The following is a 15448-nucleotide window of genomic DNA, read 5'->3' as shown; positions in this document are numbered from 1 at the left end:
CACGAATGCCACAGGACGGGTTGCCCGACGAGGGTCTGACCGCGGATGGACGATATGTCGTCATGGGCAACAGAGAGGACGACCTTGCCGACCAGATCATTTGCGGAATGGATCGGAACGGTGACATCATCAACTGCGCAGAGGTCCAGCCGATCGAATTCCTTGAAGAGCATTGGTACGAGCGTTTCGACTTTGATGAGGCGCTTTTTGCCAACTACGGGAAAGATTGGTGGCTCGGAATTCTTTACAGGCCCGCACGAATGGGGCTGCTCGGGTCGGTCGCCAGACGCAACGTGACCGAGGCTGGCGACGCGATCCATGAGGGTTTCTCGCTGCTATGGCAAAACAAGCGAGCGGCCTACCTGTTGCTTCGTCAAATGGCGCGGATTGCTCTGGGGTTAGATGAGCACGAAGCCGAAATCGAAGAATGCCTCAGTTCGGACCCGGACGAGCTTGCGCGGTTCCGTGAGTTGAACCAGCTGATTGACCATCAGTTCGGGAACGCGGTGCAAACGATGGGGCAGAGGGTGGCGGGAGGCGCCTTCGTGGGGTTTTCCCTGCGTCGAGTGCGCATTCCCAGAAAGTATCTCACCGGCACACCGGCTCCGGTTCGTTGGTCTGCGATTGGCAGCGAGTTTGCTGCAAAGATGACGATGAACTTTATCCTGGCGGGATGGGGCGGCATGCTTCGCACCTACATCAACATGACCGAGATTCGCGAAACCCGAACCCAATATGCCACATCATGGCAAATGGGGCGCCCACCCTCGCCCCTGGAGCTTTACAGCGCCGCGATTTTCGGGGACCGACGTGCGCTTTCTGTCACGAGTGAAGAGATCCGCGATTTGCAGCGAATTGCCGATGCGTGCGAGACTCTTCCAGATGACCTTCAAGCCGAAGTTGACGCGTTTGCCTACTCGTTGGATGCGTTTATGACCTTTTATCAGGATCGGCTGTAATGAGCGCTGTTCGGACATCTCTCTTTCATCTCTATCAGCTGGTCGCGATCTATTTGCCTGGGGCCGCCGTGATCCCTGTTTCGATCCTTATGCTCATGGTTGGGCCAATCCCTGCAGTGATTGCTTTTCTGACGCTGACAGGCATCGTCGTGGTTGGCTTTGTGTTTCGTTCAAGAGTTGCGTTGAAGCTTGGCCTCGCGCCCGACTCCGAGTGAGGTCCTGGATCGAGACGGCCATGATCAAGGTCCGGGCGGCTGGAGCCGCAAGCAAGACCGTGCCAGCCTTCAGCCTTTCTTGCAGGGGCCGCAGGCCTTCTGCCGGGAGGGCGAGATCGACTGCGACGAATATGGCCGCATCCTGGTGCGCTTCCACTGGGACCTCGCCGACGCCTACTCGATGCGCTGCAGGGTAAGCCAGAGCTGGGCCGGCAAGGGCTGGGGCGGCATGGTGATCCCGCGGATCGGCATGGAGGTGGTGGTGGAGTTCCTGGAGGGCGACCCCGACAAGCCGCTGGTCACCGGCTGCGTGTATAACGGGAAGAACGAGGTGCCCTACGAGCTGCCCAAGCACAAGACGCGGAGCACGTTCAAGAGCGACACCCACCAGGGCCGCGGGTTCAACGAGCTACGGTTCGAGGATGAGAAGGGGCGGGAGGAGATCTTCGTTCATGCGCAGCTTGATCACAACACCAAGGTGCTCAATCACCAGACCACCCGTGTGGATCGTACAAAGGTAGAATCCATCGGTGCCGCCAGCCTGCGAGAGGTGCGGCTTGTGGATGTGCACAATGTCGGCATGGACATGACTTTCAATGTCGGCACCGGACCACATGGAAGCTTTGTGCGCGCGCCGCTCACGGGAAATTCGCAGGGCATTCGTGTTGCCGCCTACAATTTCGAAAAGTCCTTTCCCGACCTGTCGGGCAAGGGCAATTTCACCGTGAATGCGACATCTACGATCGCGCTTTCGGCAGGGGCGAACTGGTCGCAGAATGTCGATGGGCAAGCCAGCATGACTTATGGCCGGAACCTGTCGCAGACCGTGCGCGACAATGTGCGGGAGAATACCGGCAAGGATCATTCGCATGTGGTCGGCGCCAAGTACCGGCTCGATGCCCATGAGGAGATACACCTGAGGTCCGGTGCGGCAGAAATCCGGCTCAAGGCGGATGGCACGATCATCATCAACGGAAAGGACCTTACGGCAATGCTGAGTGGAGACACCTCGGTCACCTCGGGCGGCAAGATAGGGCTCAAGGGACAGAGGATCGATTTGAATTGATACGCATCATCCAGATCATTTCGGCCGCCATCGGCGTTGTCGGGGCCGTGATCCTTGCGATCTACATCTTTCAGATCGTGAAGTTTTCCATGGAGAATTCAGAGAGAAGGGCGAATATGCTGAGGAGCCATCTGACGCTTTATATCGGGGAGCCGCTGCTCACCGAGGGTGGCACGGTGATCGTGGCGTCGATCCCGATCCCCGAGGAGGAATGGCGGGCGCTGGAGGGGCCAAACCCTGCGGCGGAGGATGAAGACAACCGCAAGCGCCCACAGTTGAAGGAAGGCGACCGGCTGTTCGGCGCCTATCTGAACGGGCGGGTCAATTTCGTCGAGATGTATTACCCCGAGGGCGGCACGTACGGGTTCGACCTGGTGTCCGACCCACGCCTGAGCAAGGCAAAGCCGCTCGAGAGCGAACGCATTGGAGTGGGCTCGGGCAAATCGCTGGATCCCGAAAGCGGGGAGTGGGTCTCCTACGACGCCTCGACTCTTGTCGTGCGCGGGCCGAAAGCGAGCAGCGACAACGCGCGCTTGATCAGGGTGTATGGACGTGAAGTGAAAAAGCAGGCCAGCAGCGTCACGCGGTACGAAGGGGTCACCGTCTACGAGCCGACAATGGCGCAAGTACTGGAGGCTACATCTGGAGAGTACAGTGAGTAATATCTTCTTTCATACCCGGTCGTTTCATCCAGATGCCAACTTCGGTGCCGGCGGCTTGGGGTTCGAGGGAGACGACCGAGACTTCTCCTTCGCAACCGGCGATTCTTCGCGGATATTTCACTGGGTGGAAATCGATCTTCAGGCTGGCCAGGTCGTCGGGCTGGACTGCGACTCCTACCCTTCTGCCAATGCAATCGCACATCGGGTCCTGAACGCCCCGGGCGACGCTGTCGAGGTGATCACTCAGAACACGCCTCTTCCAGACATTACTGTGCCCGATGCTCCTCCCATGGCGAACGATTACTCCGAGCCGCGCAAGAAGCCGCGCCATGAGGAGCACTATTCGATCACCGCCTACACCGAGGACGGCGACCAGACAGCCAACATCACTATCAAATACGCCGGCAAGAACTTTGCCTTCTACTTCGCCGATACCGACATCGGGCATGATATCCTCGGCGGCCCGAACTCCAACGAAGCGCGCGACGATGTCGGCAGCGCCGACGACGGCTGGATCCCCTACAATGGCGTGGTGCCCGATCTCGACGTGACCAATCAACTCTTCCTCCATCTCGACCGTGCGAACGGAAAGGCACAGGTTCAGATGACCATGACCGGAGATGGCTTCCCGAACGCGGAGAGCTTCATTATCGCTGGAGGCGATACGCTCGGCTTGGCGACCCATATCCGGACCGGCACCGCCATAACCCAGCTTCCGGGTGGCCGCGCGATCCGGATGTGCATGACCCAGCTGTCCGATGTGGACTGGACAGCGCAGGATACCCTTGGCAGCAACCTCACCGCCAACGCCGTCTTCGACTACATGTCGTTCAGCACCACCGAGGTGGCCGAGGGCGAAATGAGCCGCGTAGCCCTGAACCGGGCCCATCTGGGTCGAGCGGCGACCGGCAACCTGCTCCGGAACATCCAGGATCACCTTCCGATCCCTTCGCCGCGCAACTACGAATGGTTGTGGGAATAGTCTGCAATGGCTGGGGCGGCATGGTGATCCCGCGGATCGGCATGGAGGTGGTGGTCGAGTTCCTGGAGGGCGACCCCGACAAGCCGCTGGTCACCGGCTGCGTCTACAACGGCAAGAACGAGGTGCCCTATGAGCTGCCGGCGAACAAGACCAAGTCGGTCTTCCGGAGCGACAGCCATCAGACCGGCGGGGCACATGACTTCAACGAGTTGAGTTTCGAGGACGAAAAGGGCCGGGAAGAGGTCTTTCTGCGGGCCCAGCGCGATGTCACCGTGAAGGTCGACCAACACGCGACGGCCCGGATCGACGAGAACGATGTGCGCTCGGTCGGGGGCCATGCGCTCACCGAGGTCGAGCTGTCGCGCACTGATACCGTCGGGAAGAGCTTTTCGATCAGCGTTGGCGGAGGGGCGGGCGGAGCCCTGATCGGGGGCGAAGAGCGGATGGACCCGTTCGGCCTCAGGCCTGCCGGTCACAGGCTCAGCCGGGGCTCGGCGGGGGGGCAGGGCAGTTTCTCGCTCCAGGCCGAACGCAATGTGACCCTCGATGCGGGCGGGTCCTTTTCCGTGGACGCCGAGGCCCATGCGCACGAGCGTATCGGCAAGAACAAGGCGACCAACGTGGGCCAGTCGTTCCGGATTTCGGTGGGCCAGGACTTCAAGGAAGCCGTGAGCGGGCGCAAGGTGATCGACGCCCACAAGGAACTCGTCCTGCGCTGCGGCAAATCGGAAATCCGGCTCACGCCGGACGGCCTGGTCAAGATCCGGTGTCTCGATTTCGACGTGGACGCCGCGTCGACGATCAAGATGAAGTCTGGCCGGATCGACCTCAACTGACGGAGAGTGGCAGTGCCAAGAGCAACCAGAATTCTTGTGACGGCCATCGCCGCTGCGGCTGTCGGCGCGGTCGCGTTCGTCCTTGCCCCCGGAATGCGGGCAGAAACGCCAATGAAAGAGGATACCTTGGATATTACGTTTGTCATCGAAGGCGAGTTGCAGGACAAGGGCGGCCTGGTGACGCTCGTGTTCCGGCCCGGCGAGGCCTCCGAGAACGATGAGACCGAGGTGGACATTCACCTCGCTGCCAGATCCAACCTTGTCATCGTGGACCTGCCGAAAGGCGCCGAAATGGCCTACCGTTTCCGCACCAAGAGCAAGTCCGGCATCACCACGGACAGATTTGCGGTTGGCAGCTTCCGACAGGGAGAGGGCAAGCCCGACGCCGAGGTGCTCGAGCATCACGTCGATGCGCAATCCGGCTGGACGGTCTCGGACAGCCGCCGCATATCCGCGCTCGTCAACCTGCACGACAGGTCTGCCTACAGCTGTGTGGAGCACGCAAACCTGCAGATCTGCGACACGTCCAGCGTGATGGAGGGCGGCGCCAAGCCATGAGCACCCTGACGCTCCATGTCCGGTCGTTCCATCCGCTTGCCAACTTCGGACCGAGCGGGTTGCTTTTTCACGGGGATAACCGTGGCTTCAGCCAATCGCTCTCGGTGACGTCGCGCATCCGGTTGCGCAAGACCTTCGACCTGGCCGCCGCGAGTGCCACGCCGTCGGTTGTCGCATCGGACGTCAGTTCGCACCCTTTCGGGATGGAGCAGGACTATTCTGCCGCCAACACGCGCCCGCATGCCACCTCGGATGGCGCCCAGATCGACGCATACCGCGAGGATGGCGACCAGGGGTTGCAAGCCATGGTGGGCTACACCGGCCAGAACTTCGCAATGCCCTTCGTGCAGACGTTCAAGGGTGGGTATGACGCGGTCGTGCCCGGTCTGGATGTGACCTGCAGCCTTCATCTCGAGATCGACCGGGACGAAGAGAAGCTGAGCTTTGCCTTCCGGATGGTGGGTGACGGCTTTACCAACGCGGAGGCCCTGCTGGTGGACAGTGCGCAGAACGTGCTCATGCTGGCGACCCACCGCCGGATCGGTTCGGCACTCCATCAGCTGCGCGGCGACCGCAGGATTGTAATGGCCTCCTCGGCGGCGGAGGTCGATTTCGCGCAGGACAGGTTTGGTTCTGGCATCGATGTGCACTGGTGCCTCGACTACGCAACCGTGGCCGGGGCGCAGGTCGATGTGCTGGAGGAAACCGGACAAGACCCCTCGAGCGTGTCGGCCTGGAACAGCATGCACACGAACCGCGATGCACGCGGCGGTTTCCTGCGCCGGAGCCAGGATGTTGTCCCCACCTACGCGCCCGGCCGAGCCGGAAGCTCCATGCCCTGTGGCCCGTGCGCGCGATGGAACCCGGCCAGGTGGAGCAGCGCGCAACGAGCCACTTCGAGCCACAAGGGATCAAGCTCAGTTGATACGCATCATCCAGATCATTTCGGCCGCCGTCGGCGTGATCGGCGCCGTGATCCTTGCGGTCCATGTCTTTCAATCCTGCACGCTTACCGGGCCGACACCGAGAGGCGGGACGCCATGTTGCGGAGCCATCTGACCCTCTGCGTGGACGAGCCGCTGCTCTCCGAGGGCAGCACGGTGATCGTGGCCTCGATCCCGATTCCCGAGGCAGAATGGCGGGCGCTGGCGGGGCCGAACCCGGCGGCGGAGGATGAGGACAACCGCAAGCGCCCGCAGCTGAAGGAGGGCGACCGGCTGTTCGGGGCCTACGCGTTGGATGCGTTCATGACCTTCTATCAGGATCGGCTGTAATGAGCGCTGTTCGGACATCTCTCTTTCATCTCTATCAGCTGGTCGCGATCTATTTGCCTGGGGCCGCCGTGATCCCTGTTTCGATCCTTATGCTCATGGTTGGGCCAATCCCTGCAGTGATTGCTTTTCTGACGCTGACAGGCATCGTCGTGGTTGGCTTTGTGTTTCGTTCAAGAGTTGGTTTGAAGCTTGGCCTCGCGCCCGACTCCGAGTGAGGTCGCGGATCGAAACGGCCATGATCAAGGTCCGGGTGGCTGGAGACGCAAGGAAGGCCGTGCCAGCCTTCAGCCTTTCTTGCAGGGGCCGCAGGCCTTCTGCCGGGAGGGCGATAGGGTGGGCCGCAGATCGACGAAGGGCCGCAGTCCCGTCCCCTGCTGGTCCAGGCGCTCGCTGAGACCAGACCTCTGTGGCTCTTTCGATCTGGTGACACTTGTGCCGCTTGACGTGCCTTTATCCTTGTCGGCACCGCCAAGTGCCAACCCGAGATCAGGACGGACGAACATCTGCCTCAAGCAACGCGTAGGTCTTGACGGTTTTCTGCCGCACCAAGTCAACTATCGCGTCATCAAAGGACTTAAAATGCGCGGTCTCGACATGTGCCGCGAAGGCGGTCTCATCTTCGTAGATCTCGTATAGGAAGACGCTCCTGCGGTCCGCGGAGAGGCAAACGTCAAATCTGTGGCACCCGGGCTCGTCCTCCAGGGAGCGGCGGGCATTCTCCAGCATGAGCGGCAAGAAGGCCTCCAACTGGCCGACATGGGGTTCGAAAACGACTGTGACGACATACATGCCTATTCCTTTCTCACGGCGTTCGGAAATCGTTGAACGAAACTGGTAGCCTGCTCTGCGTCCAACGCGCAGATGGACAGTGACAGAGGCGTGACGAAGACCCGTGCCGTTGGCTCGAGTTCCTTACTTGCACCGATGGCCGAGGCGAGGGGGCGGCCGGAAACGGAGGGCGCACCAATCGTGATGGCCATGGCTCAGCCCAGAAGCTCCAGCAGCTCTTTCGTGACCGCGAGGGTCCCCATGTCGCCGCCAAATTCCATCGGGCGGAGGCGGTTGGCCTCGAAGCCGCTTTGTACCGCGGTTTCGACCAGTTCAGCCGCTTCGGTCCAGCGGTGATTGCCGGTGCGTTCCGCCAAGTAGTCGAGCATCAGGGAACCCGAGAGCACAGCCGCCAGCGGATTGGCCTTGTCTTGCCCCATGATGTCCGGCGCTGAGCCGTGGGCGGGTTGGAAGAGGCCGACCTCGTCGCCGATCTCGGCGCAGGCCGCCATGCCCATGCCCCCGACAAGGCCACCGCCGAGGTCGGAGAGGATGTCGCCGAACATGTTCTCCATCACCATCACGTCGAATTCCCAAGGCTTGCGGATCAGGTCCAGCGCCTGGGCGTCGACGTAATTGTGCGTGGCCTCGACCTCCGGGTATTGCGGCGAGATCTCATCGAAGATCTTTCGGAAGAAGGCCATGGAGTTGAACACATTGGCCTTGTCGACGCAGGTGAGTTTGCCGGGTCGACCACGGGCCTTCCGCTTCTCGGCGAGGCGGAAGCCGAAGTGAAATAGCTTTTCGGTGGTCGGACGCGTGATGCGGAGCGTGTCGCGCACTTCGTGATCGCTGGCAAAGTTCGGGCGGCCGTGGGTTGCGGCGGAGAAGAACAGGCCTTCGGTGGATTCGCGCAGGATGACCATGTCGATCTCCGCGGCGCGTGGGTCAGCCAACCGTTGTGGAGCATTCGGATAAGCCTTGACTGGGCGAACGCCGGCATAGAGGCCATAGCGGTCACGCAAGCGCAGGTGCGGGGCAATCTCGGTGCCATCGTCGTGGCGCACCGAAGGCAGTCCGATGGCGCCAAGAAAGATCGCATCCAGTTCGCCTGCCCGTTTCTCACCACCAGGCTCGATGTCGCGCCCGGTTTCCTTGTAGTAGGCCGCGCCTGCGGTGATCTCCTCGTAGGACAATGCAGGCAGCCCGACCTTGGCCACGGCGGCATCGACCACTGCAAGCGCCGCATTCGCTACGTCCACACCTATCCCGTCGCCCCGAATGAGGGCGATGCTCAGCTTCTCTGACATGATGCTTCCTTCCGGCCTAGAGCTGGCCCAACTTGTATTTTTCCAGAATGGCCAGCAGTTCTTCGGCGGACCTTGTGCGGTGCTGTTTGAACAGGCGCCGCACGGAGTCCCCGTCGCCGGCTCTCAGGTAGTTCAGGATATCGCGGTGCTCTTGAGTGGAGCGGTGGGGAGGGCCGCGCATCCGCATGGTCACGACCCGCGCCCGATGGGCCTGATCGTAGAGCGCGCGGACAAATTCCTTCAGGCGCCGGTTCCCTTGCAGGTCGAGCAAGATCTGATGAAAGCGATCATCGGCTTCGGCCCAGGTGTCGAGATCCTCGCTTTCCAGCGCGGCCTCCATGTCGGCGGTAGCGCGCTCCAATGGGGCGAGTTCTTGATCACTGGGATGCGTTTCGGCGTAGCGGGCGGCGGCGTCAGGCTCCAGCGAGGTCAGAATCTGGTAGATCTCGCGCATATCCTCGGCACGGATTGGCAGGACCCGCACACCCCGGCGGGGGATCAACTCGACCAACCCCTCCGCTTCAAGGCGGATCAGGGCCTCGCGCACAGGTGTGCGGCTCATACCAAGTCGAAGCGCGATCTCGGGCTCAGGCGCCTGAAAGCCGGGCGGCATCCGGTTGGTCCGGATCTCGTCCTTCAACCGCTCATAAGCGGCTTCGACACGTGTTGACTTGGCAGCCTCTGCCATCCGGCCTGATCCCTTTTGTTTCGGCCACAATTGCACCTCACGTCCAAGCCGTCAAATAAATTAATGCATACATTGACGGATGCAAAGCAAAATGCCTTAGTATGCGAACTTGCCGGTGCGCCGGCCTAGAAACCGCCCATCCGGTGGGTGTGAGGAGGAAAGATGAAACGGATGATTCTGACGGCAGCGGCAGTGTCGCTAGCTGCCACGGTGGCCAGTTCGGAAACAGTTCTCAAGATCCAGTCGTCAGCGCAGAGCGGCGCCTATGAATACAGTTACCTGGAAGACGAATGGGGCAAGCGCCTCTCGGCGATGACGGGGGGTGAAGTGACCGTGGAGTTTTTCCCGATCAATGCCATCGTCGATCGCAACGAAACCCCCGAGGCGGTCATGGCCGGTGTGCTTAGCGGCGACTTGAACTCGGTCGCCTATTTCACTGGCCGCAACCCGGCCTTCGCGATCATGGGCGACCTGATCGCCGGCTATGATTCTCCTGAACAGGTGCAAACTTTCTGCCGCCACGGCGGCGGGCGCGAAGCGCTTCAGGAGTTGTGGGACTCGGTGCTGCCAGACGCGATGCATGTTGTCGGCTGCGGCGCGGTCTCCAAGGAGGCGCTGGTCTCGACCGTCGAAATCCGTGGTGTCGCCGACCTCGAAGGGGTCAAGATCCGCTCGCCCTCGGGTCTCGCAGCCACGGTGTTCCAGAAGGCCGGAGCCGCGCCGGTGTCGATGTCGATCAGCGATGTCTTCACTTCGCTAGAGAAGGGAGTGATCGACGCGGCCGACGCATCTGCCTACATCAACAACTCCACCAGCGGCTTCCACCAGGTTGCAAAGTATCCGCTCTACCCAGGCATCCACTCCATGGCAGTGCGCCAGTTCGTCCTGAACAAGGGCGTCTGGGAGGGCATGTCGGACGACCAGAAGCTCGCGGTGGAAACGTGGTTCTATGCTGCCTATGACGACCTGCGCCGCCAGCTCGACCTGCAGGACAAGCAGCAGGTGCAGGCCGATCAGGCCGCCGGGGACATCACCGTGGTCGACTGGAGCCAGGAAGAGCGCGACAAGTTCCGCGTGCTCGCCACCGAAGCATGGGAAGAAACGGCGGCAAAGTCGCCTGAGGCCCGCAAGGCGCTCGACGCCCACTATGACTTCATGAAGAAAATCGGCCTTCTGAAGCCGTAGCGGAACAGGGAGGGGAGGGCCAAGGCGCTCGCCCCTCCTGGCCACCGGGGAGGGGAAAATGCAGGCATATGTGACGATCATGGGGAAGGTGTCGGTCTTCCTCGGCAAGGTCTGCGGGGTATTCTACCTCGCGGCCATTGCGCTATCGCTCTACGAGGTCTTCATGCGCTACGTGCTTGGCGCTCCGACCTCATGGACTTCCGAGACAATCATGGTGCTGGTCGCCACTGCATGGATGCTCTGCGTGGGTGCCGTGACCCAGCAGCGCCGCCACATCACCGTGACCACCATGGAACTCCTTCTCGGAGAAAAGCTGTGGGGCCGGATGAAAAAGCTCGCGATCCTGTTGTCGATGGTCGGCGTGGCCGGGCTCACCGTCATGCTTTGGGAACCGATGGTGAAGGTGCTCAAGGCGCCGCAGACCACGGGCAGCGCCTTCGACCCCTATACGCCAACCTATGTCAAGACCATGCTTGTCGGCTCAGCGGTGCTCTACTTCCTGCAGCTACTGGCGAACCTGCTTACTCCCTCGACCAAGCGCCACACGCCCGCAGGGCTGGGAGTGGAATAATGGGCATTGAACTCGTCACGCTCTATATCGTTTCGGCGCTCTTCATCCTGATGGCAATCGGGGTGCCGCTCGGCGCCTCCACTTTGCTGATCTCAGTCGCCACCGCCTATCTAGCCTATGGCAGCAACGGCTTTATCCTCGTCACCTCCGCCGTCACCAAGGTGATGGACAAGCAAACCCTCGTGGCGGTGCCTTTCTTCGTCTTCATGGCCAATATCATGGAGCGATCCGGAGTTGCGAAGGAACTGTTCAACTCCATGGCGATCTTAGGTGGGCGCATGCGTGGCGGCGTGGCTGTGCAGACATGCCTTGTGGCAGTGGTGCTGGCGGCCATGTCGGGTATTGTCGGCGGCGAGATCGTGCTGCTGGGACTGATCGCCTTGCCGCAGATGTTTCGGCTCGGGTATGACCGCAAACTCTCCATCGGCGTGCTCTGCGCCTCAGGCTCGCTGGCCACGTTGATACCGCCTAGCGTGGTGCTGATCGTCTACGGCGCCGAAGCCGGTGTCTCGGTGCGCGACCTCTTTACCGCCGGCGTCGTTCCCGGGATGCTACTGGCCGGACTCTACATCGGCTACGTCCTCTTCCGGGTGAGGTTGAACCCCGCCATCGGCCCCATCTACGACAGCCCCGAAACCCAGCTGCCGCTGATTCAGCGGCTCGCATATCTCAAGGGGTTGATCCTGCCCTTCCTGCTGATCTTCGGCGTGCTCGGCTCGATCTACGGCGGCATCGCGACAGTCACGGAATCCGCCGCGATTGGCGCAGTCGGCTCTCTCATTGTGGCGGCCGCACGGCGGGAGCTGACCACAAAGGGCGTGCGTGAAGCACTTTGGGCCACAACTCTAACGACCGGCTCCATCCTGTGGCTGATCATCGGAGCCGTGAGCCTCGTGGGGATTTACAACCTGATGGGCGGCACCCGCTTTCTGAGTGGTATCCTCACTGGCCTCGACATGGCGCCGATCATGGTAATCATCGTGATGATGCTGATTATCTTCTTCCTGGGAACTTTCCTGGAGTGGATCGCCATCGTCTTCATCACTGTGCCGGTCTTTGCGCCCGTGGTGGTGCAGCTGGGCTATGATCCGGTCTGGTTTGGTATCCTCTTTGCCATGAACATCCAGATCTACATGCTCTCACCCCCCTTTGGGCCGGCCTGCTTCTACCTCAAGAGCGTGGCACCCAAGGATGTGACGCTACAAGAGATCTTCCTCGCCGTGATGCCCTTCATCGGCCTGCAGATCATTGGCCTGGCGCTCGTCATGATCTTCCCGCAGATCGCGCTCTGGCTGCCCGGACTATAGAAAGGACGCCATTATGGATACGAACGACGAAGATCACGAGGTCTACGAGTTCGGCTGGTGGCCGGAGATCGTGGGAGCGGTCGGTGTGGTTGTGCTGGTCTGTGCACTGATCACCTTTGCACGTGGGGCAATCTAGGTGTCGGAGCCCGGCTCCGTTTTGACCAAGTGCTGACGGGGGACAGACTGCTATCAAGAAGAGAGCCAGGATTACCGGACAGCCGGGCTCAGGCCTGGAGGTGTTTCAGCGTCTCTTCAGTCGCATCGGCCACAGGTTCGATGATGCTGCCCAGAATGGCGTTGCGGTCGAAGATGGTCGGGTTCACTTCGAGGAAGGCGCGCAGGGCACCTCCGAAGGCCTGCCGCAACTCGGTGCCGATGTTGAACTTCATGACCCGCGTCTCGAGCGCCAACTGCCGCCGCTGGGCGCGGGGAATGCCGCTGCCGCCGTGGAGCACCAGCGGCGTCGGCACGACGGCCTCCACCGCCCGGATGGCCGCAATGTCCACCGGCACGCTGTCGGACGTGCTCAGGTGGGTGTTTCCGGCCGAGATGGCCAGGGCGTCCACTGGCACCTCCGCGATGAAGCGGCGGGCCTCTTCCGGGTCGGTGCCAACAGAGGGGGCCGCGCCCACATAGCCGACGACGCCAAGCTCGGCCTCGACACTGACTCCTGCGCGGCGTGCGGCCTCCAGCACCCTGCCCGTGTTCTCGATGTTTTCCGCGAGCGGCAGGGCAGAGCCATCATACATGACCGAGGAGAAGCCTGCCTCGATGGCCGCCAGGCACTCTTCCGGGCTCTTGCCGTGGTCGAGATGCGCCACGACAGGCACGCGCGCACGCGCCGCAAGAACACGAAACATCTCGGCCAGCACGGTCAGGGGCGTGTGGGCCCGGCATCCCGGCCCAGCTTGAAGGATGGCCGGGCAGCCGACGCGCTCGGCCGCAGCGATGTAGGCCTGTGCATCCTCCCAGCCGAGCACGACGAGGCCCGCAAGGGCGCCGCGGTGGCCGGGGAGGCACTCCATCGCGTCTTTCAGGGTCACCAGCGGCATGTCTCAGCCCTCCACCGCGCCGGGCGCGGTCATGATGTTGGCCAACATGAACGCGGTGACCTCTTCGGCCAGGGGCATGGCATTGGAGCAGCCCGGACGCGACACCACCAGCGCGGCCGCCGCCGAGCCACGCCGCACCGCCTCGGACATCTCGCCGCCGGAAAATCGCGCCGCGAGAAAGGATGCAAGAAAGGCATCGCCTGCGCCGACGGGCTTGAGTGCCGTGACCGGGTAAATGCCGCTGGCGCTCTCCGCTCCGGCATGGAAGGTGATCGCCCCGTCCTGCCCCATCTTGTAGATGCAGGTTTCCGGCCCGTCGTTGCTGAGCTGACGGGCGTAGTCGGGACTTGGGTCGGACGTGCCTTGCAGAATGGCGAACTCGAGATCGTTGCCCACCACGATGTCGCTGCGGCGCGCCGTGGCCGCGTAAACCTCACTGGCGTCCCGGGCGCTGGCCCAGGAGTAGGGCCGATAGTCGAGATCGAGCACCACCGGCACCCGGGCCTCCTGCGCACGGGCGATGGCGTGCAGGGTGACGGCCCTCGACGGCTCGCGGGCCAGCGCCGTGCCGGTCACGACCAGCGCGGCGAGGCCATCCAGCTCCATCCGGTCCGGCAGATCAACCGCGAGGTCGAAGTCGGCGGCACCGTTGCGGTAGATCACCGTCTCATGGTCTTCCAGGCGGTTTTCGGAGAGGGCCAGGGAGGTGCGCGTGTCGGGGCCGGAGGTGGAGACGAGCCCCTGCCCTATCCCGAAGGCCTCGAGCTGGGCGGCACAAAAGCGCCCGACCGGATCATCCGAAAGTGCGGTCATCAGCTCCACCTGCGCCCCCAGACGCGCCAGGCCTGCCGCGATATTGGCCGCGGACCCGCCAAGCATGGCCGAGAAGCGCGTGGCCTCGGCCGTCTTCGTGCCGGCGGGCTCGGGATAGAGATCCATGCCGGCCCGGCCAATGACGATGAACCGCAGCTGGCTCTTCGGGTTGGTCATTCTGGGCCTCTTTCTGCCGTGGTGTTGCGTGCGATGAATTCGACCGGGACCGTGACGCGGATCGACTTGTCCGGCCTCTCCACCAGCTCGTTGATGCCGCGAACGGCGGCGGCGATCACCGCGGCCATGTCCTGCGCCACGGTGCTGAGCCGATAGGGCCGGTAGCCGGCGGTCTCGATGTTGTCGTAGCCGATGAGCTGGAAGTCGGCGGGCGCGGTGAGGCGGAACTCCTCCTCCGCCGTGTCCTTGAAGCCCATGGCCATCAGGTCGTTGCCGCAGAACACGCCGTCGGGCCGGGTGCGGGCGGTGAAGAACTCCCGCGCGGCCTGGCGGCCTGACTCGTAGGTGTGGTCGCCGTCATGGGCCGCCATCGCCACCGCGCCGGCCTGCTCGAGCCCGGCAAGAAAGCCGCGCAGCCGCTCGGCGCTCGCATCGGGGTCGTTGCCGCCGTGACCGGAGACAAAACCGATGTTGCGGCACCCGCGCGCCACAAGCTCTGCCGCGGCCATGCGCCCGCCGGCGAAGTGATCGCTGGTCACGTAGTTGGCCGCCAACCCCTTGATGCCGCCCCGGTTGAGGATCAGCGTGGGCGTGCCGCGTTGCGAGCAGAGTGTCAGCATGCTCGAGGTGGGCATGAAACCGGTCATCACCACCGCCGAGGGCAGGTGGCTCAGGATCGCCTCGATCCGCGCGCTCGCACTGCGTGCGTTGGGCACCTGGAACACCAGCGGCAGGTTGCCACCGCGTTCGAGCTCCCGGATCAGCCGCGTCATGATGCCTGCGCGCATCGGGTTGGTCACATCCCGCACGATCACCGCGATCACATGCGGGTATTCCCGCATCATCAGCCGGGCTGCCGTGGTCGGGCGGTAGCCAAGCTCGTGGGCCAGTTTCAGCACGCGCCGGCGCACATCGGGCGAGATCCGCGACATCGGGTCGAAGGCGCGCGACACGGTGGAGCGCGACACATCCAGCCGGGTGGCGATGTCGAGGGCTGTCACCTTCTGCGTCACGCCAAGCCTCCG

At 62.6% G+C, this 15448-nt stretch carries 19 protein-coding genes; 13 read left to right on the top strand and 6 right to left on the bottom strand.

Annotated features, from left to right (window positions below):
- Positions 1–5 precede the first annotated feature (5 nt).
- From BUR94_RS18950 to BUR94_RS18910, 9 genes are all read left to right on the top strand, one after another.
- Positions 6–959, top strand: coding sequence for a hypothetical protein (locus BUR94_RS18950; protein ID WP_074257997.1), 954 nt, complete (start codon positions 6–8; stop codon positions 957–959).
- Positions 959–1174: a hypothetical protein gene (locus tag BUR94_RS18945; RefSeq protein ID WP_074257996.1), complete on the top strand. Its 216-nt coding sequence runs from the start codon at positions 959–961 to the stop codon at positions 1172–1174. The genes BUR94_RS18950 and BUR94_RS18945 overlap by 1 nt, the downstream gene beginning before the upstream one ends.
- A complete protein-coding gene (locus BUR94_RS18940; protein WP_084193205.1) occupies positions 1149–2240 on the top strand; it encodes a type VI secretion system tip protein TssI/VgrG in 1092 nt (363 codons plus the stop codon). The genes BUR94_RS18945 and BUR94_RS18940 overlap by 26 nt, the downstream gene beginning before the upstream one ends.
- Complete coding sequence (locus BUR94_RS18935; protein WP_074257994.1) at positions 2237–2902, top strand: hypothetical protein; 666 nt, start codon at positions 2237–2239, stop codon at positions 2900–2902. The genes BUR94_RS18940 and BUR94_RS18935 overlap by 4 nt, the downstream gene beginning before the upstream one ends.
- Complete coding sequence (locus BUR94_RS18930) at positions 2895–3884, top strand: hypothetical protein (protein WP_074257993.1); 990 nt, start codon at positions 2895–2897, stop codon at positions 3882–3884. Before BUR94_RS18935 ends, BUR94_RS18930 begins: the two co-directional genes overlap by 8 nt.
- On the top strand, positions 3869–4720 hold the full coding sequence (locus BUR94_RS18925; RefSeq protein ID WP_139301361.1) for a bacteriophage T4 gp5 trimerisation domain-containing protein: 852 nt from the start codon (positions 3869–3871) through the stop codon (positions 4718–4720). The genes BUR94_RS18930 and BUR94_RS18925 overlap by 16 nt, the downstream gene beginning before the upstream one ends.
- 126 nt (positions 4721–4846) lie before the next feature.
- Entirely contained in the window at positions 4847–5278 is a 432-nt protein-coding gene (locus BUR94_RS18920) for a hypothetical protein (RefSeq protein WP_139301360.1), read from the top strand.
- The gene (locus BUR94_RS18915) at positions 5275–6552 is read left to right on the top strand and encodes a hypothetical protein (protein WP_074257990.1); all 1278 of its coding nucleotides are present in this window, start codon (positions 5275–5277) and stop codon (positions 6550–6552) included. The genes BUR94_RS18920 and BUR94_RS18915 overlap by 4 nt, the downstream gene beginning before the upstream one ends.
- A complete protein-coding gene (locus tag BUR94_RS18910) occupies positions 6552–6767 on the top strand; it encodes a hypothetical protein (protein WP_074257989.1) in 216 nt (71 codons plus the stop codon). The genes BUR94_RS18915 and BUR94_RS18910 overlap by 1 nt, the downstream gene beginning before the upstream one ends.
- Before the next feature lie 271 nt (positions 6768–7038).
- On the opposite strand, the gene BUR94_RS18905 is transcribed toward BUR94_RS18910, so the two are convergent.
- The 3 genes from BUR94_RS18905 to BUR94_RS18895 all read right to left on the bottom strand — a co-directional run bounded on the left by BUR94_RS18905 (position 7039) and on the right by BUR94_RS18895 (position 9318).
- Positions 7039–7341 (bottom strand): putative quinol monooxygenase, encoded by a 303-nt coding sequence (locus tag BUR94_RS18905; protein ID WP_074257988.1) that lies wholly within the window; start codon positions 7339–7341, stop codon positions 7039–7041.
- Between the two features lie 194 nt (positions 7342–7535).
- Positions 7536–8630 carry an isocitrate/isopropylmalate dehydrogenase family protein gene (locus BUR94_RS18900; RefSeq protein WP_074257987.1) on the bottom strand — a complete coding sequence of 365 codons (1095 nt, stop codon included), beginning with the start codon at positions 8628–8630 and terminating at the stop codon, positions 7536–7538.
- Positions 8631–8646: 16 nt separating this feature from the next.
- A complete protein-coding gene (locus BUR94_RS18895; protein ID WP_074257986.1) occupies positions 8647–9318 on the bottom strand; it encodes a GntR family transcriptional regulator in 672 nt (223 codons plus the stop codon).
- A gap of 162 nt (positions 9319–9480) precedes the next feature.
- Between BUR94_RS18895 and BUR94_RS18890 the strand changes: the two genes are divergently transcribed.
- From BUR94_RS18890 to BUR94_RS21075, 4 genes are read left to right on the top strand one after another with little or no spacing between them, the layout of a single operon-like run.
- On the top strand, positions 9481–10503 hold the full coding sequence (locus BUR94_RS18890; protein ID WP_074257985.1) for a TRAP transporter substrate-binding protein: 1023 nt from the start codon (positions 9481–9483) through the stop codon (positions 10501–10503).
- Positions 10504–10561: 58 nt separating this feature from the next.
- A complete protein-coding gene (locus BUR94_RS18885; protein ID WP_074257984.1) occupies positions 10562–11074 on the top strand; it encodes a TRAP transporter small permease subunit in 513 nt (170 codons plus the stop codon).
- A complete protein-coding gene (locus BUR94_RS18880; RefSeq protein WP_074257983.1) occupies positions 11074–12381 on the top strand; it encodes a TRAP transporter large permease in 1308 nt (435 codons plus the stop codon). The genes BUR94_RS18885 and BUR94_RS18880 overlap by 1 nt, the downstream gene beginning before the upstream one ends.
- A gap of 13 nt (positions 12382–12394) precedes the next feature.
- On the top strand, positions 12395–12517 hold the full coding sequence (locus BUR94_RS21075) for a hypothetical protein (RefSeq protein WP_281249228.1): 123 nt from the start codon (positions 12395–12397) through the stop codon (positions 12515–12517).
- 88 nt (positions 12518–12605) lie between these two features.
- On the opposite strand, the gene BUR94_RS18875 is transcribed toward BUR94_RS21075, so the two are convergent.
- From BUR94_RS18875 to BUR94_RS18865, 3 genes are read right to left on the bottom strand one after another with little or no spacing between them, the layout of a single operon-like run.
- Positions 12606–13433 (bottom strand): class II fructose-bisphosphate aldolase, encoded by an 828-nt coding sequence (locus BUR94_RS18875; protein WP_074257982.1) that lies wholly within the window; start codon positions 13431–13433, stop codon positions 12606–12608.
- A gap of 3 nt (positions 13434–13436) precedes the next feature.
- Positions 13437–14423: a PfkB family carbohydrate kinase gene (locus BUR94_RS18870; RefSeq protein ID WP_074257981.1), complete on the bottom strand. Its 987-nt coding sequence runs from the start codon at positions 14421–14423 to the stop codon at positions 13437–13439.
- Positions 14420–15436 (bottom strand): LacI family DNA-binding transcriptional regulator, encoded by a 1017-nt coding sequence (locus tag BUR94_RS18865; protein WP_074257980.1) that lies wholly within the window; start codon positions 15434–15436, stop codon positions 14420–14422. The genes BUR94_RS18870 and BUR94_RS18865 overlap by 4 nt, the downstream gene beginning before the upstream one ends.
- Between the last annotated feature and the right edge of the window lie 12 nt (positions 15437–15448).

Source organism: Vannielia litorea (genome assembly GCF_900142295.1).
Taxonomy (GTDB): Bacteria; Pseudomonadota; Alphaproteobacteria; order Rhodobacterales; family Rhodobacteraceae; genus Vannielia; species Vannielia litorea.
The sequence above is the reverse complement of the archived record's forward strand: the minus strand, read 5'-3'. Positions and strand labels throughout refer to the sequence as shown.

Excerpts from the sequence above, each read along its gene's own strand:
- BUR94_RS18945 (WP_074257996.1), top strand. The coding sequence starts at position 959 with ATGAGCGCTGTTCGGACATCTCTCTTTCATCTCTATCAGCTGGTCGCG.
- BUR94_RS18870 (WP_074257981.1), bottom strand. The coding sequence starts at position 14,423 with ATGACCAACCCGAAGAGCCAGCTGCGGTTCATCGTCATTGGCCGGGCC.
- BUR94_RS18880 (WP_074257983.1), top strand. The coding sequence starts at position 11,074 with ATGGGCATTGAACTCGTCACGCTCTATATCGTTTCGGCGCTCTTCATC.
- BUR94_RS18895 (WP_074257986.1), bottom strand. The coding sequence starts at position 9,318 with ATGGCAGAGGCTGCCAAGTCAACACGTGTCGAAGCCGCTTATGAGCGG.
- BUR94_RS18910 (WP_074257989.1), top strand. The coding sequence starts at position 6,552 with ATGAGCGCTGTTCGGACATCTCTCTTTCATCTCTATCAGCTGGTCGCG.
- BUR94_RS18950 (WP_074257997.1), top strand. The coding sequence starts at position 6 with ATGCCACAGGACGGGTTGCCCGACGAGGGTCTGACCGCGGATGGACGA.
- BUR94_RS18915 (WP_074257990.1), top strand. The coding sequence starts at position 5,275 with ATGAGCACCCTGACGCTCCATGTCCGGTCGTTCCATCCGCTTGCCAAC.
- BUR94_RS18885 (WP_074257984.1), top strand. The coding sequence starts at position 10,562 with ATGCAGGCATATGTGACGATCATGGGGAAGGTGTCGGTCTTCCTCGGC.
- BUR94_RS21075 (WP_281249228.1), top strand. The coding sequence starts at position 12,395 with ATGGATACGAACGACGAAGATCACGAGGTCTACGAGTTCGGCTGGTGG.
- BUR94_RS18890 (WP_074257985.1), top strand. The coding sequence starts at position 9,481 with ATGAAACGGATGATTCTGACGGCAGCGGCAGTGTCGCTAGCTGCCACG.
- BUR94_RS18900 (WP_074257987.1), bottom strand. The coding sequence starts at position 8,630 with ATGTCAGAGAAGCTGAGCATCGCCCTCATTCGGGGCGACGGGATAGGT.
- BUR94_RS18925 (WP_139301361.1), top strand. The coding sequence starts at position 3,869 with ATGGTTGTGGGAATAGTCTGCAATGGCTGGGGCGGCATGGTGATCCCG.
- BUR94_RS18905 (WP_074257988.1), bottom strand. The coding sequence starts at position 7,341 with ATGTATGTCGTCACAGTCGTTTTCGAACCCCATGTCGGCCAGTTGGAG.
- BUR94_RS18875 (WP_074257982.1), bottom strand. The coding sequence starts at position 13,433 with ATGCCGCTGGTGACCCTGAAAGACGCGATGGAGTGCCTCCCCGGCCAC.